Genomic DNA, 15355 nt, shown 5'->3' with positions numbered 1-15355 from the left:
ATTCACTGAAAGCCTTTAGATAAATTGAAAGGATGAATAAACAATACCTATTATTAGCCACTACAAAAAGAACTAACGACTACATCATTAGGTAATTAAGGTGTTTTTTACGGTTGTCATAGTAGAACGCCTTATTACAACCTAACAACAACCGTTCTACCGATGAAGTCATGTACTGCACGACGCTTTTCATTAAACAGCATGGTTATAAATTCTGACAATGCCCAAACTGTAGCTAATGAATTCAGACCCATAATTAAATAAGTTAAAACCGCAGGTACGCTACCAAGTTGTTGTAACGATATTGAAATAGAAAAAACTAGGAGTATCCAAGACGAGTTAATAGCAATATTAACAGATTCTCTGCGAACCGATTGCTTAAGCGTAATGCTCGTTTCGGTGTCATGATCGAGAACTTTAACATCCATCACCATCTTGCCAAGTGTTTGACCATAAAACCCATGCATGAAAACAACATAGCCAATGTACTGAAAGCCATTAACAGCTTGTAAAATCGAGTTTTCGTAAGAATATTCAACGTCAAAGAGTAAGCATTCGATATAAAGTAATGCTGTAAAAATTAAACCATCAATAATAGCAGCCCAAAAACGAGGCCAAAAAGTAGCATACCTTTTACTCGTTTCTAGCTCTTCAAACTCTGCTTTTATTTCTGGGTCTTTTAATTTATTTGCAATCTCTAATTCTAACTCTTGTGCTCTTTCTGGGAAGCTTTCTTTATCAATATACTTTTGAGCATCTAAAAGCTCATCCAATGAATAATTTTTATAATTTGGGCTGTAGTCCATGTTTATTATTCTCCTTAACTGTTTGAATCAGGTCAGCTTTTAGCATTCCACTCTTTTTGGATCTCGCGGATAAAACTCATCGGGCTGTTTAGTGCACAAATCAAATTCACGGGTATTTTTGTAAGGTAGCTTCATAAAGCCTGCCACACCTACATCTGTGATACTAACCGCGTATTGCATAAGCTTACTTAATAAGCGTTTAAATTCAGGCTCTTTACTGGCATCAAGCAGTCGATAGTAATGATGTATTTTCATCCTATCAGGTAAGGCTTCGAAAATAATACAGCCCGTATGATGTATTTGGTTAAGTTCAAATACGCACTTTATAACCTTTTTCGGGAGCTGTAATTGCTCATCTGGGTCTTTACCATCTTCAAAGTAAGAATGCGGTCTGGTTACGTCTGAGGCTTGTACATCCATCACTTCATAATCAAGCTCAGGTAAATGTTCAAATTTAAACGCACCTGTGCCATCCCGTTCGAGCTGAATGGTTTTACGCGCATCAAACAAGCAACATTTAAAGAGACCTTTTTGTTCAATCCCCTGTGCTAACATCACCGTGTTGTTAATCGCATCGGTAAACGCAGTGCCAAGCGTTTCATCATGCAAAATAAGGGAAGATTCAACAAACAGTGAGTTTTCTTTCCAATGAAAACTAAGGCCACCAACTACTGGGTATTTTGCTAATCGACTTATTGAGGCCAAAAATGCTTTTTCGGTGTCGCCGGTATCAAATAAAAACTCTTTGTAGTATCTGTCTAGTTGGGCATCGTTTACATCAAGTAATTGTTGATTATGGTCGGCTTGTCTTAAAAATTGCTTACGTGAGCTATAAACAACCGTGTCTGGGTGCTCATCAAACTCACTAAACCAATAAGGAATATAAGGGCGAATAACTTTACGGGGCAGCTCAGGTAAGTAAGCTTTAGCCATTGTAGGCATATTTCGCATAAAATAATCACCCGCCCCATCGCGAGTGGCTTTATCTTTAGAAAGCATACCGTCAATAACTCGGGCAAGCTCCATAGGTAAATTAAGACTTGTAGCCGGAATAACCGCAGCACCAAATCGGCAAGATTGTGCAGAGGCCAGTGCATAAAGAGTTGAAGCAACACCTTGCTCATCGAATCGTGGCGATGACTGCCCGCCCGACATTTGTTCATCACCAATAAAATACACATCCCCCATACGTGCATTGGTACTACTGATATCAGCAGACATTAGATCCATAAAGTTGCTGGCAACCTGATTACCATCAGCATCTATTTGTGCATAAACAGAGCTGCCCCAATCCACCAATGACAACTTATTGGTTTGTTCATCATAAACAATGTTAGAGGGCTTAATATCGCCATGCACAATTGGTTGCGGGCTTAAGCCATTTTTATGTTCACGTAAATCTACAAGCACATTACGTAGCCTAAGAGCCAGCGCCATAACTTTTGCTGCGCTAAAACGCCCCTGTTTGATAGAGATTTTTTCTAAGTCTTCACCTAGAGCGCGCTCCATCATTAAAATGCCTTGCTTTTTAATGCGCTCAAAGGCATAAAATTTTGGTACGAGTGGGTTTTTAACTTGCGAGAGCATGTACGCTTCGTCTTCTAAACGGTCACGTACACTTTGTGCAAGGGTTATACGTGAAAACTTAAATACCCAAGGTAAGTCTTCATCATCAACACCGGCAAAAACAAATCCAAACGCACCAGAACCAATTAATTCAACGTCACTGTAACCAAGCAAAGTAAGCTGTTTAATACAAATGTTAAGCCACTGGCGGTGCTTTTTAGCATCATGGTGAGACAGCAAATAAACAGACTGTTCTTCATTGATATAAAAATTGCGGATTTGTTTGGGATTCACTGCATCTCTCAAAGTTAAGCGGCATTTAACCGCTTAATTATTGAATGCTAGGCATTTAATTACAAGGCTTTTGCTCTTCGATGATCCAGCCTTGATCTTTCATAAGAAGCTCTGATACTGCAAAGGTTAAGCAGCCAAAGATGGCTAACTCTAATAAGGTAAGAATATCAGCGGCAAAACACCAGCCTAAAACCCCTGCAAATAAAAAGGGGATTGCTTTTAAATACCAAGCAATTTGTCGGGTTTTACCATATGTGAGTTGATAACTGTGAACTAGTTCACCCTCACACTCTAATGTGATGGTAGAAGAAAACTTCCTGAATAAAGTCACTGAAATTGTTAATTGGCAGGCTTTACCATCAACATTAAACTCATGAACAGATTTCGTTTTAAAGTTACGTGATTCTGCTATTAATTCACCGTCTACTTTCAGTACTTCTTTACCTGAGTAAGCAGAACCCCAGTATTCAATTAAATGTTCACCCAGTTTGAAGTTGGCTTTAATTCCTTTGCTCATTGATACTGTAATGCCATCAGTGTTCATAAAAAATCTCCTTATCATTATGAATTTAAAATACTTTAAAAATAAAAAAACGGCAAGCTAGGCTTACCGTTTTGGTACTTTCAATGGGTAAAGGGTTACCATTTCAAACTAAAGGCGAATACCGCCATCAATTTCAACAACACGACCTGTAAAGAAGTCATTCTCTACAATGTATTGTGCTGTTTGGGCAATTTCTTCTGCTTCACCAAAACGACCCACTGGCGTTACCGCCATCATGCGTTGTTTTGCTTCTGGTTTCATTGCATCTGTCATTGCTGTGCGAATAACACCCGGTGCAATTGCACCAACACGGATACCAAAGCGACCTAATTCTTTCGCCCAACCCGTTGTCATCGCAACAACACCAGCTTTAGACGCTGCATAGTTTGTTTGGCCAATGTTACCAGCACGAGCAACACTCGACATATTAATGATAACCCCACCTTTGCCAGACTCAATCATGTGGCTCGCAGCTTCACGCCCAGCTAAGAATACACCGGTTAGGTTCACATCAATCACAGATTGAAATTGAGCCAACGACATTTTATCTACCACTTTGCCTTCTTTTGCTTTGATAAACATACCATCGCGTAAGATACCCGCGTTGTTAATTAACACGCCGATATGGCCAAAGTCTTTGTTAATCGTGTTAAACGTTGCTACCACTGCGTTTTCGTCGGTCACATTAGCAGCATACGCCATCACTTTTGTGCCATGCTTGGCAAGCGCTGATACTGCAGTATCAAGTACGTCTTGTTGCATATCGATAAGGGCGATGTTCGCGCCAAGCGATGCAAATTTCTCGGCCATCGCAAAGCCTAAACCTTGCGCACCACCGGTAATTACGATGTTGTTGTTTTTAATTTCCACAACAATCTCCTACTTCGAGAATAATTTAAAAATAGCGCTAAAATCATCACTACCCGCACCTTGATGCTGAAGCATAGTGTATAGATTCTTCGCCATTGACCCCATTGGGGTAGATGAATTACTTTGCTGAGCCGCTTCCATAGCAAGACCTAAGTCTTTAGCCATTAAATCAACCATAAAGCCCGGTTTATAATCATTACTTGCTGGTGCTGTTTCCATTACACCAGGGCATGGGTTGTAAAGCTCAAGTGTCCAGTTACGACCAGAGCTTGCTGTCATGATGTCACTTAACACTTTTGGATCGAGCCCGTTGTTGATGCCCATTTGTAGCGCTTCGCTGGTACCAGCCATTAAAATGCTGAGCAGCATGTTGTTACAGATTTTTGCGACTTGGCCTGCACCAATATCACCAGCATGGAAGATGTTTTTACCCATATCAACTAAAGCAAGCTTAGCTTTTTCAAAGTGGCTTTGCTCACCACCGACGATAAAGGTTAAAGTGCCCGCTGTTGCACCTGCAACACCACCTGATACCGGCGCATCAACAAAATCAATACCTTTTTGAGCAAGCTCGCTACCCACTTGACGTGCTGATTCTGCATCAATGGTTGAGCAGTCAATCACTAAGGTTTTGCTATCAAGTAAGTTAATAAGACCCGTTTCACCTAAGTAAAGCGATTTAACGTGTTTGCTTGCCGGTAGCATACTGATAAAAATATCAGCACCAATGGCACATTCAGCCGCATCGTTTGCAGCAATTGCACCTTTATCGGCAAGCTCATTAACCGCTGCTTTATTTAAGTCAAACACGCGAACTGTATGACCTGCATTGACAAGGTTTGCCGCCATTGGGCCACCCATGTTGCCTAAACCAATAAATCCTATTGTTAATTTAGCCATTTGTTTACCCCTTGGACTTAAGATGACGTTAATGAGTTAAGTGGGTGAGATTGCTCATCCCAGCGTGCTGTAAAGAAGCTATCTACAACTGCTTCGTCGATATCGCTAAGCGATTTAAACTGCCAGTTAGGTGCACCGTCTTTGTCGATTAGTAGCGCACGAACGCCCTCTTGGAACTCACCTAGTTCGCCACAGCGTACTGACATACCCAGCTCCATTTTAAAGCACTGTGCTAATGTCATCTCTTTTGAATTAGCTAATTGACGTTCAACCAGCGCACAACTAAGCGGACAACCATGCGCTAATGACTTTTGCGCACGGGTAAGCCATTTATCTTCTGTTTCTAAAGCTTGGATGTAGTCAACTTTGCCCTGCAGTGAGTCAAATTCAGCCAGCTTTTGAATAACCGCTAAGTTATCTTTTACATTACCTTTAGGGACACGACCTGAAATATTATCAATAGAGATTAGAATGTTAGTCAGCTTTTCGTGATTTAATGAGGCTGTTTTTCCCCACTTTTCAGCTGTGATAGCCGTTAAAATAGCGTCATATTTATCTGCTGTTGCATAGTGATCAGCAAGATTAACAAACAATGCATCTTCAGCATTGATAGACGCAGCAGTTAAACCTAAGAATAGGCCCACTTGCTCAGGCATTTTATGTAAGAAATAACTACCGCCAACATCTGGGTATAAACCAATGGTTAGCTCAGGCATTGCGATACGCGATGTTTCGGTTACCACACGGTGACTTGCCCCAGCCATTAAGCCAAGGCCGCCACCCATGACTATGCCATTTCCCCAAAGTAATATTGGCTTTTCATAGCAGTGAATTAGGTAGTCTAATTTGTACTCATGGGTAAAAAAGTCTTCAATGTAGTTAGCAGGCTCACCTGTGCTCATTGCTTTATGTAGGCTTACTACATCGCCACCAGCACAAAATGCTTTTTCGCCAGCCCCTTTTAGAATAACCATGGCAACTGCGTCATCGTCAGCCCATTTTCTAAGCTGCGGCTCAAGCAATTGGATCATGTCGTAATTTAAGGCATTTAACGACTTAGGCGCATTGAGTGTCGCAATTGCAATGAGGCCGCTTTCGGCCTCTGCAGTTTCAAACACCACAGGCGCATCTTGATGATTTAGTAGTGTTACGTTAGTCATTAGCCATTTACCCAATTAGCTTTACGCTTTTCTAAGAACGCATTCACGCCTTCTTTTTGGTCTTGCGTATCAAATAATTGTACAAATAACTCACGCTCTAATGGCAATGCATGAGCCATAGGTTGTGTGCGACCTTTTTGAATAAGCTCTTTACATGCAGTCACAGCAACCGGGCTTTGTTCGCCAACTTTGTTAGCAAGTTTCATTGCCGCAGCTAAACTTTCGCCAGTGCCAACCACTTCTTCAACAAGGCCAATTTCACGTGCTTTGTCTGCTTTTAAGCGCTCACCACATAAAATCATGCGTTTTGCCCAGCCTTCACCAACAAGCCATGCAAGGTTTTGCGTACCGCCAGCACAAGGCAGTAAGCCAACTTTCGCTTCAGGTAGTGCCATTTGAGCTTGCTCTTCAGCAATACGAATATCACACGCAAGAGCCACTTCAAGACCACCGCCCATGGCATAACCATTAATAGCTGCGATTGATACACCACGGAAATTGGTTAACGCTTCAAATGCATCACCAAACACTTTTGACATAGTGGCAGCAACGCCTTTGTCGCCGCTGGCAAACACGTTTAAATCAGCACCTGCGCTAAAGAACTTTTCACCTTGGCCTGTAATCACTAATGCATACACATTTTTGTTGGCATTTAGCTCAGTTACAGTGTCTTTAAGCGCGGTTAATGTATCTTGTGTCCAGGTATTCGCTGGCGGGTTATTCATGGTTAAAACCGCTACGTTACCTTCAATATTTAAATCAATCGATGGATTAGACATAGGTTGCTCCTTATAGAATGTCGCCAGCTGACTCAGCTAAGATACGACGTGCGATAATCACACGCATAATTTCGTTTGTGCCTTCGAGAATTTGATGCACACGGACGTCTCTAAAATGACGCTCTAATGGATATTCTTTGATGTAACCGTAACCACCGTGAATTTGTAGTGCGTCGTCACAGACTTTAAAACCAACATCTGTAGCAAAACGTTTAGCCATCGCACAGTAAGTGGTTTTTTCGCTGTCACCGGTATCTAGTTTAAATGCGGCTAAGCGCACCATTTGACGAGCAGCAACAAGCTCGGTGTTCATATCAGCAATCTTAAATTGCAGTGCTTGGAAAGCAGCTAAAGGCTTACCAAATTGCTCTCGTTCTTTTAGGTATTCGCGCGCAGTATTAAGAGCTGCTTGTGCTGTACCTAATGAACAGGTTGCAATATTAATACGACCGCCATCTAAGCCTTGCATTGCAAACTTAAAGCCTTCGCCTTCTTGGCCTAGTAAGTTAGCCGCAGGAATTCTGACGCCTTCAAAACTAATTAAACGTGTCGGCTGTGCATTCCAGCCCATTTTTTCTTCTGCTTTACCGTATTCGATACCTGCTGCGTCAGCTGGCACAACAAATGCCGAAATACCGGCTGCGCCTTCACCACCTGTGCGAGCCATAACTACAAGTAAATCAGTTTCACCAGCACCTGAGATAAACATCTTAGAACCTGAGATCACATACTCATCGCCCTCTTTTACCGCTTTGGTTTTTAGTGATGCGGCATCAGAGCCAGAGCCAGGCTCTGTTAAACAGTAAGAAGCAAGTAACTCACCCATTACTAATTGCTCACAGTACTGAGCTTTAACGTCCTCAGTACCAAAGCTTGCAATCATCCAGGTTGCCATATTATGAATGGTCAACATAGCGGTTGTTGCGGTACAACCCATTGCAAGCTGTTCGAAAATAATGCTTGAATCTAGGCGAGATAAACCTAAGCCACCCGCTTCTTCAGGGGTATATAAACCACAAAAGCCTAGCTCACCGGCTGCTTTAATGGTGTCTTTCGGGAAAATGTGTTCTTGGTCCCATTTAGCTGCATTTGGAGCAAGTTCTGACTCTGCAAACTGACGGGCTGTTTCAGCAAACGCTTGCTGATCTTCGGTTAAATTAAAGTCCATAGTAGACCTCTATTTTGTTGTCTTATTCTTGTGTGAATAACGATTGTTGTCGTTTAAATGTGTGCTCTTTGAGCGAGCGTGTGCTCGCTCAGCAGTAAATTAATTACGGCTTATTTAAGGTTGATACTCATGTTAGGACCTGAGGCGATATCATCCTCGAACCAACGTGAAGTAATTGTTTTCGTTTCTGTGTAAAAACGAATACCTTGCTTACCGTAGGTGTGTTGGTCACCGTAGAATGAACCTTTCCAACCTGTGAAAGAGAAAAACGGGAGTGGCACAGGAATTGGCACGTTGATACCAACTTGACCTACTTCGATTTCATGTTGGAATTTACGTGCAGCAGCGCCGCTTGATGTGAATAACGATGTACCGTTACCGTAAGGCGAGTTATTGATAAGCTCAATCGCCTCTTCAAGAGTATCTACAAACATACAAGCCAATACAGGACCAAAGATCTCTTCTTTGTATAAATCCATCTCTGTTGTTACATCAGTAAATAACGTTGGACCAACCCAGTTACCTTGCTCGTAACCTTCAACAGTAAAGTCAGAGCCATCAATTAAGCACGTTGCACCTTGTGATTTACCACTTGCGATCAGTGATAAAATACGGTCTTTAGCTGCTTTTGATGTTTGTGGGCCGTAAGCCGCGTTGGCATCATCCCATACACCTGGGCGTACGTTTTCAAAGCCTGCTTTAATTTCATCAACCCAGTCTTTAGCTTGACCAACAAATACAGCAACGGAAATACCCATACAGCGCTGACCCGCAGCACCTACAGACGCACCGACTAGGTTATTTACAACATGCGATTTACTTGCATCTGGCATAATAACCATGTGGTTTTTTGCACCAACACAAGCTTGTACGCGTTTAAGGTTTGCTGTGCCTTTTGAATAGATGTATTCACCCACACCACACGAACCAACAAATGAAATAGCACGTACTGCTGGGTCTTCTAATAAACGGTCAACTTGTGGTTTTGTGCCGTGAACAACTTGTAACACCCCTTTTGGCGCGCCCGCTTCAACAAATAGTTCAGCTAAACGCATTGGTGTTAGTGGATCTTGCTCTGATGGTTTAAGAATAAAGGTGTTACCACACACAATAGCCAGTGGGAACATCCATAATGGGATCATCGCAGGGAAATTAAATGGCGTAATACCCGCACATACACCTAGTGGCTGCATGTAAGAGTAAGTATCGATTTTACGCGCTACGTTTTCCATTGTTTCGCCCATCATTAGTGATGGTGCATTGGCTGCTTGCTCAACAACTTCAATACCACGCCAAACATCGCCTTTGGCGTCTTCAAAAGTTTTACCCAGCTCATGACAAATAATCGTCGCAAGCTCGTCATGGTTTTCTTTTAGTAGTGCAGCGTATTTCATCATAATGCGCGCACGCTCAGAAATTGGCACTTCTTTCCATGTTTTAAATGTTTCTTTTGCAGAGGCAATGGCTGCATCCATTTCAGCATCCGTTGCACACGGAACTTGCGCTAACACTTCTTGGTTTGCAGGATTGATAACATCAATCAACTGCGTTGAACTTGATTGGGTAAATTCGCCGTTGATAAATAAAGGTACTTGGTGCATGAGGCACTCCTCCCCAGTGGGTATAAAGAGGCCGCAACATGATAGTTTTTAAAATACGTTGCGGCTGTGAGAGATTAAAATTCTAAAGCGATTAAATAGCTTCGATTGCCATAGCAACAGCTTCACCACCACCGATACACAGTGAGGCAACACCTTTGCTAAGACCACGATTCTTTAATGCATGAATTAAGGTAACTAAGATACGCGCGCCGCTTGCACCAATTGGGTGACCAAGTGCACAAGCACCGCCGTTTACGTTTACTTTGCTTTCATCAAGTTTTAACTCGTTAATTGCAAGCATAGTCACCATGGCAAACGCTTCGTTGATTTCCCATAAATCAACATCATTCACAGACCAACCTGCTTTTTCTAAAAGCGATTGCATCGCGCCAACCGGTGCTAAAGTAAATTCGCTTGGAGCCTGAGAATGTGTGCTGTGAGCAACGATACGGCAAAGTGGCGTTAAACCTTGTGCTTTAGCATCTGATTCACGCATTAACACTAGCGCTGCTGCACCATCAGAAATTGATGACGAGTTTGCAGCTGTAATCGTGCCATCTTTTTTGAATGCAGGACGTAAACCTGGGATTTTATCAGGGCGTGCATTGCCTGGTTGCTCATCAATCTCAACGGTCACATCACCTTTACGTGTAGAAATAGTGTGCGCTGCAATTTCATTATCAAATGCGCCTGTCTCAATCGCGCTGTTTGCTTTAGTCAGTGAGCTAAGTGCAAAGTTATCCATTTGTTCACGACCAATTGAATATTGATCGGCAGTGTCTTGTGCAAAACAACCCATTGCTTTGTTGTCGTAAGCATCTTCAAGGCCATCACACATCATGTGATCTTTTACTTCGCCATGACCCATACGCATACCTGAACGTGCATTCGGTAACATATAAGGCGCATTACTCATGCTTTCCATACCACCCGCAACAGCGGTGTTTATAGAGCCTGATTTAATTAAGTCATGAGCAAACATTGCAGCTTTTAAGCCTGAGCCACAAACTTTGTTGATTGTTGTTGCGCCAGTACCTTGATTAAGGCCCGCTTTTAACATTGCTTGGCGAGCAGGTGCTTGACCAAGACCAGCTGGTAATACACAGCCCATGATCACTTCGTCAATCTTATCGGCAGATAAACCGGCTTGCTCTAAGCTACTTTTAATAGCTGTAGCACCTAAATCAGTTGCGTGTGCACCACTTAGTGCGCCCATAAAACCACCCATAGGGGTACGTTTTGCGGCAACAATAACAACGGCTTCAGTAGTCATAATTGGCTCCATGTAAGTGGTTATCATCATGTGTTCAAATCATGTGTAACCAAACAGTTAATTTGTTATAGTTTAATTTCGATTTAATTCAGCATACATAATATTTACGTTTACGCCAACGTAAATCTAAAATCAACATTTTTGCGGCCGGCAAAACTGTAAACTTATCTGTATTTTGTTGTATGAAAAATCGAACATCTGCTTACAAGGCTAGATAAATAAAGCTTTTCAACAAATCCAACCAGTTATCTTTATAAGTCTAAAGTATAACTCCTAAATCACCCTTTACCTTTACGTAAACTTCACTTATATTGGTGTTATTCGAATGAGGTAAATAAATCATGAAACAAGACAATCAAACAAACTTTGAAAGCGCAGCAGTTGAACCTGCAAGCAATGAGCAAACGTTTAGTATCAGCGAACTAGCAAAAGAATTTGATATTACAACCCGCTCTATCCGCTTTTATGAAGACCAAGGCCTGATCTCACCTGATCGCAATGGTCAAACCCGTATTTATTCAAAACGCGACAAAGTAAGACTAAAACTTATTCTACGTGGTAAACGCTTAGGTTTTACCTTGGCTGAAACGGGCCGTTTGTTTGAACTTTACGATGCAGATAAATCAAGTGCTAAACAGCTAGTGACTATGCTTGACCTTATCGCAGAGAAAAAAGCGGACCTGAGCCAACAAATGGACGACATTAAAGTTGTACTGATGGAATTGGTTACAGCAGAACGCCGCTGTCGTGAAACCCTTAATAATTTAGACGAATAACCTGACAACAATCTCGTCAACAGACTCTCACAGGAACACACATTATGAGCACTATTTCACTATACAAAGAAATGAACTTCGGACTTGGCGAAACAGCAGACATGATCCGCGATCACGTTAATAGCTTTGCGAGCCAAGAAATTGCCCCACTTGCAGAACAAACCGATATAGACAATGCCTTCCCTAATCAACTTTGGCCACAGCTTGGCGAAATGGGATTATTAGGTATGACAGTACCTGAAGAATTTGGCGGTGCGGGCCTTGGTTACCTTGAGCATGTAATCGCAATGGAAGAAATTAGCCGTGCAAGCGCATCGATTGGTTTAAGTTATGGTGCTCATTCAAACCTATGTGTTAACCAAATCAACCGTAATGGGTCACAGGCTCAAAAAGAAAAATACCTGCCTAAGCTTATCAGCGGTGAGCACATTGGTGCCCTTGCGATGAGTGAGCCAAATGCGGGTTCTGATGTTGTATCAATGAAATTAAAAGCCGAGAAAAAAGGCGATGTGTTTGTACTTAACGGTAACAAGATGTGGATCACTAATGGTCCAGATGCCGATACCTTTGTTATCTATGCAAAAACAGATTTAAATGCTGGCCCTAAGGGCATTACAGCGTTCATCGTTGAACGTAACACACCAGGATTTTCTACTGCGCAGAAACTAGACAAACTTGGTATGCGTGGTTCTAACACATGTGAATTAGTGTTCGAGAACTGCGAAGTACCAGCAGAAAACATTCTAGGTAACTTAAACGAAGGTGTAAAAGTACTTATGAGTGGCCTTGATTATGAGCGTGTTGTTTTAGCCGCTGGCCCGCTTGGCATTATGCAAGCATGTATGGACATTGTGGTTCCTTATATTCATGAACGTAAACAATTTGATAGTCCAATTGGTCAATTCCAGCTTATTCAAGGCAAAATTGCTGATATGTACACGCAAATGAATGCTGCTCGTTCATACGTTTACACGGTAGCTCGTGCATGTGACCGCGGCGAAACAACGCGTAAAGATGCGGCTGGCGCAATTTTATATGCCGCAGAGCTTGCGACTAAAATGGCCCTTGATGCTATTCAAATCTTAGGTGGTAATGGTTATATCAACGAGTACGCAACAGGTCGTTTATTACGTGATGCAAAACTGTATGAAATTGGCGCAGGTACTTCTGAAATCCGCCGCATGTTAATTGGTCGCGAATTATTCACTGAAAGCAGATAGGACCTTGTTATGACGATTTTAAAATCGAGTGTAAATCCACACGATCCGCAATTTTTGCAAAATCACGACAACATGGCAGCGCTCGTAAGTGATTTACGTGAAAAAGTCGCTGATATCCGTTTAGGTGGTGGCCCTGCCCTGATTGAGCGCCACCAAGGCCGTGGTAAGTTGTTTGTTCGTGACCGTATTGAAACGCTACTTGATGAAGGCTCGCCATTTTTAGAGATTTCACAATTTGCAGCCTTTGGCGTGTATGAACAAGCCATTCCTTGTGCCGGTGTTGTTGCCGGTATTGGTCGTGTGAAAGGCGTTGAATGTATGATCATCGCCAATGATGCAACCGTAAAAGGCGGTACATACTTTCCACTAACAGTGAAAAAACATCTACGTGCCCAAGATATCGCAGAGCGTTGTCATTTACCGTGTATTTATTTAGTTGATTCAGGCGGTGCAAACCTGCCTGAACAAGATGATGTATTCCCAGATAAATTACACTTTGGCCGTATTTTCTATAATCAGGCACGTATGTCTGGTAAAGGCATCCCACAAATTGCGGTTGTTATGGGTTTATGTACTGCAGGTGGTGCTTATGTACCTGCAATGGCTGATGAAAGTATTATCGTAAAAGAGCAAGGTACAATTTTCTTAGCTGGTCCGCCACTAGTTAAAGCGGCTACGGGTGAAGAAGTAAGTGCTGAAGAGCTAGGTGGTGCTGATGTTCACTGTAAAACATCAGGTGTTGCCGATCACTATGCTGAAAACGATGCCCATGCACTTTCTATCGCGCGCCAATGTATTGAACGAATCAACTATCAGCGCCCAACAGCACCGTTACTTGATGATGTTAAACCGCCGCGTTACGACATTAACGAAATTTACGGCATTGTGGGTACCGACCTTAAAAAGCCATTTGATGTACGCGAAGTAATTGCTCGTGTTGTTGATGATTCATCATTTGATGAATTTAAACGCTACTTTGGCGAAACATTAGTAACCGGCTTTGCAAAAATATTTGGTCACCCTGTAGGTATTGTTGCCAACAACGGCATTTTATTTAGTGAATCGGCGCAAAAAGGCGCGCACTTTATTCAACTATGTGCGCAACGCAAAATTCCTTTGGTGTTTTTACAAAATATTACGGGCTTTATGGTTGGTAAAAAATACGAAGCCGAAGGCATCGCCAAGCATGGTGCGAAAATGGTAACCGCTGTGTCATGTGCTGATGTACCAAAATTCACCGTATTAATTGGTGGCTCGTATGGTGCAGGTAACTACGGTATGTGTGGCCGTGCATTCGAACCAACCATGATGTGGATGTGGCCAAATGCCCGTATATCTGTAATGGGTGGTGAACAAGCAGCTGGCGTTCTTGCACAAGTTAAACAAGACGGTTTAGCCCGTAAAGGCGAAAGCATGACTGATGAGCAAGTCAGTGAGTTTAAAAAGCCAATTATCGAGCAATACGAAAAACAAGGTCATCCATATTACGCCAGTGCCCGCCTTTGGGATGATGGCATTATCGATCCTGCTGATACCCGCAATGTATTGGGGCTTGCCTTAAGTGCAGCTAAAAATGCACCAGAGCGCGATTCGCAGTTCGGCGTATTTAGAATGTAATGGAGGCCTTATGTCAGTAACACTCGAAATAACAAAATCAAATGTGGCTGTACTGGTACTAAGTCGCCCAGAAAAACACAATGCATTTAACGAAGAAGTCATCAGTGAGCTGATCCGTTTAATTGAACACGCAAATAGCTGTGATGTGCGCGCACTGGTTTTAAAAACCGAAGGTAAGCACTTCTCTGCTGGCGCTGATTTAAACTGGATGAAGTCAATGGCTGGCAATGACTTTGCAGAAAACTTAGCGGACTCTATGCAGCTAGCAAAGCTTATGAAAGTCCTTGCTACAAGCCCTCACCCTACAATTTGTGCCGTACAAGGTGCTGCATTTGGCGGTGCGTTAGGCTTGATTGCGTGTTGTGATATCGCGATTTGCCAAGACGATGCACAGTTTTGCCTAAGTGAAGTAAAGCTTGGTCTTATTCCTGCAGTTATCAGCCCTTATGTCATTAAAGCTATTGGTGAGCGCGCTGCACGTCGTTATTTTTTAACGGCAGAGATTTTTGACGCGCATACAGCTAAGCAACTGGGTTTAATTCACCAGATCACCGGCGATTTACAAACAGCGCTCGATAAACACTTACAAAACCTTGTGAACAATGGCCCTATTGCTGTTAAAGCAGCGAAGCAGCTAATCAATGATGTCGCTGGCAACGTAATAGATGATGCGCTGATTGAGTTAACCGCTGAGCGCATTGCGCGGATTCGTGTATCTGAAGAAGGCCAAGAAGGCCTAACTGCATTTTTTGAAAAACGTGCCCCTAACTGGCAGAAATAG

The 15355-nt window shown here is 42.5% G+C and carries 14 protein-coding genes; 4 read left to right on the top strand and 10 right to left on the bottom strand.

Features of this window, described 5'->3' with window-relative positions; all coding sequences use genetic code 11:
- Positions 1–134: 134 nt before the first annotated feature.
- From C2M33_RS07250 to C2M33_RS07205, 10 genes are all read right to left on the bottom strand, one after another.
- Positions 135–806, bottom strand: a complete 672-nt coding sequence (locus C2M33_RS07250; protein WP_063705340.1) for an RDD family protein — start codon at positions 804–806, stop codon at positions 135–137.
- Between the two features lie 39 nt (positions 807–845).
- Positions 846–2666: a protein kinase domain-containing protein gene (locus C2M33_RS07245; protein WP_105174107.1), complete on the bottom strand. Its 1821-nt coding sequence runs from the start codon at positions 2664–2666 to the stop codon at positions 846–848.
- Between the two features lie 55 nt (positions 2667–2721).
- The gene (locus C2M33_RS07240; protein ID WP_063705347.1) at positions 2722–3210 is read right to left on the bottom strand and encodes a hypothetical protein; all 489 of its coding nucleotides are present in this window, start codon (positions 3208–3210) and stop codon (positions 2722–2724) included.
- A gap of 108 nt (positions 3211–3318) precedes the next feature.
- Complete coding sequence (locus C2M33_RS07235) at positions 3319–4080, bottom strand: SDR family oxidoreductase (RefSeq protein ID WP_105174106.1); 762 nt, start codon at positions 4078–4080, stop codon at positions 3319–3321.
- Positions 4081–4089: 9 nt separating this feature from the next.
- On the bottom strand, positions 4090–4980 hold the full coding sequence (gene mmsB, locus C2M33_RS07230) for a 3-hydroxyisobutyrate dehydrogenase (protein WP_063705355.1): 891 nt from the start codon (positions 4978–4980) through the stop codon (positions 4090–4092).
- Between the two features lie 17 nt (positions 4981–4997).
- Positions 4998–6140 (bottom strand): enoyl-CoA hydratase/isomerase family protein, encoded by a 1143-nt coding sequence (locus tag C2M33_RS07225; protein WP_105174105.1) that lies wholly within the window; start codon positions 6138–6140, stop codon positions 4998–5000.
- Positions 6140–6919, bottom strand: coding sequence for an enoyl-CoA hydratase (locus C2M33_RS07220; RefSeq protein WP_105174104.1), 780 nt, complete (start codon positions 6917–6919; stop codon positions 6140–6142). Before C2M33_RS07220 ends, C2M33_RS07225 begins: the two co-directional genes overlap by 1 nt.
- Positions 6920–6929: 10 nt before the next feature.
- Positions 6930–8087, bottom strand: coding sequence for an acyl-CoA dehydrogenase family protein (locus tag C2M33_RS07215; RefSeq protein WP_105174103.1), 1158 nt, complete (start codon positions 8085–8087; stop codon positions 6930–6932).
- Positions 8088–8197: 110 nt separating this feature from the next.
- Positions 8198–9688 carry a CoA-acylating methylmalonate-semialdehyde dehydrogenase gene (locus tag C2M33_RS07210; protein ID WP_063705367.1) on the bottom strand — a complete coding sequence of 497 codons (1491 nt, stop codon included), beginning with the start codon at positions 9686–9688 and terminating at the stop codon, positions 8198–8200.
- A 91-nt stretch (positions 9689–9779) separates the two neighbouring features.
- On the bottom strand, positions 9780–10961 hold the full coding sequence (locus C2M33_RS07205; RefSeq protein WP_105174102.1) for a thiolase family protein: 1182 nt from the start codon (positions 10959–10961) through the stop codon (positions 9780–9782).
- A 341-nt stretch (positions 10962–11302) separates the two neighbouring features.
- Here C2M33_RS07205 and C2M33_RS07200 point away from each other — a divergent pair, with 341 nt between their 5' ends.
- The 4 genes from C2M33_RS07200 to C2M33_RS07185 are packed head-to-tail and all read left to right on the top strand — an operon-like array spanning position 11303 to position 15355.
- The gene (locus C2M33_RS07200; protein ID WP_054553803.1) at positions 11303–11737 is read left to right on the top strand and encodes a MerR family transcriptional regulator; all 435 of its coding nucleotides are present in this window, start codon (positions 11303–11305) and stop codon (positions 11735–11737) included.
- Between the two features lie 44 nt (positions 11738–11781).
- The gene (locus C2M33_RS07195; protein ID WP_063705375.1) at positions 11782–12957 is read left to right on the top strand and encodes an isovaleryl-CoA dehydrogenase; all 1176 of its coding nucleotides are present in this window, start codon (positions 11782–11784) and stop codon (positions 12955–12957) included.
- Positions 12958–12966: 9 nt separating this feature from the next.
- Positions 12967–14574 (top strand): carboxyl transferase domain-containing protein, encoded by a 1608-nt coding sequence (locus C2M33_RS07190; protein ID WP_054561520.1) that lies wholly within the window; start codon positions 12967–12969, stop codon positions 14572–14574.
- Between the two features lie 10 nt (positions 14575–14584).
- Positions 14585–15355, top strand: a complete 771-nt coding sequence (locus C2M33_RS07185) for an enoyl-CoA hydratase/isomerase family protein (protein ID WP_054553800.1) — start codon at positions 14585–14587, stop codon at positions 15353–15355.

The sequence above is a fragment of the Pseudoalteromonas sp. T1lg122 genome (genome assembly GCF_002964825.1).
Classification (GTDB): domain Bacteria; phylum Pseudomonadota; class Gammaproteobacteria; order Enterobacterales; family Alteromonadaceae; genus Pseudoalteromonas; species Pseudoalteromonas gelatinilytica.
This window is presented reverse-complemented; position numbering and strand designations above follow the sequence as displayed.

Coding starts and splice junctions, on each gene's coding strand:
- C2M33_RS07240 (WP_063705347.1), bottom strand. CDS start 3,210: ATGAACACTGATGGCATTACAGTATCAATGAGCAAAGGAATTAAAGCC.
- C2M33_RS07195 (WP_063705375.1), top strand. CDS start 11,782: ATGAGCACTATTTCACTATACAAAGAAATGAACTTCGGACTTGGCGAA.
- C2M33_RS07210 (WP_063705367.1), bottom strand. CDS start 9,688: ATGCACCAAGTACCTTTATTTATCAACGGCGAATTTACCCAATCAAGT.
- C2M33_RS07190 (WP_054561520.1), top strand. CDS start 12,967: ATGACGATTTTAAAATCGAGTGTAAATCCACACGATCCGCAATTTTTG.
- C2M33_RS07250 (WP_063705340.1), bottom strand. CDS start 806: ATGGACTACAGCCCAAATTATAAAAATTATTCATTGGATGAGCTTTTA.
- C2M33_RS07215 (WP_105174103.1), bottom strand. CDS start 8,087: ATGGACTTTAATTTAACCGAAGATCAGCAAGCGTTTGCTGAAACAGCC.
- C2M33_RS07225 (WP_105174105.1), bottom strand. CDS start 6,140: ATGACTAACGTAACACTACTAAATCATCAAGATGCGCCTGTGGTGTTT.
- C2M33_RS07205 (WP_105174102.1), bottom strand. CDS start 10,961: ATGACTACTGAAGCCGTTGTTATTGTTGCCGCAAAACGTACCCCTATG.
- C2M33_RS07220 (WP_105174104.1), bottom strand. CDS start 6,919: ATGTCTAATCCATCGATTGATTTAAATATTGAAGGTAACGTAGCGGTT.
- mmsB (WP_063705355.1), bottom strand. CDS start 4,980: ATGGCTAAATTAACAATAGGATTTATTGGTTTAGGCAACATGGGTGGC.
- C2M33_RS07185 (WP_054553800.1), top strand. CDS start 14,585: ATGTCAGTAACACTCGAAATAACAAAATCAAATGTGGCTGTACTGGTA.
- C2M33_RS07200 (WP_054553803.1), top strand. CDS start 11,303: ATGAAACAAGACAATCAAACAAACTTTGAAAGCGCAGCAGTTGAACCT.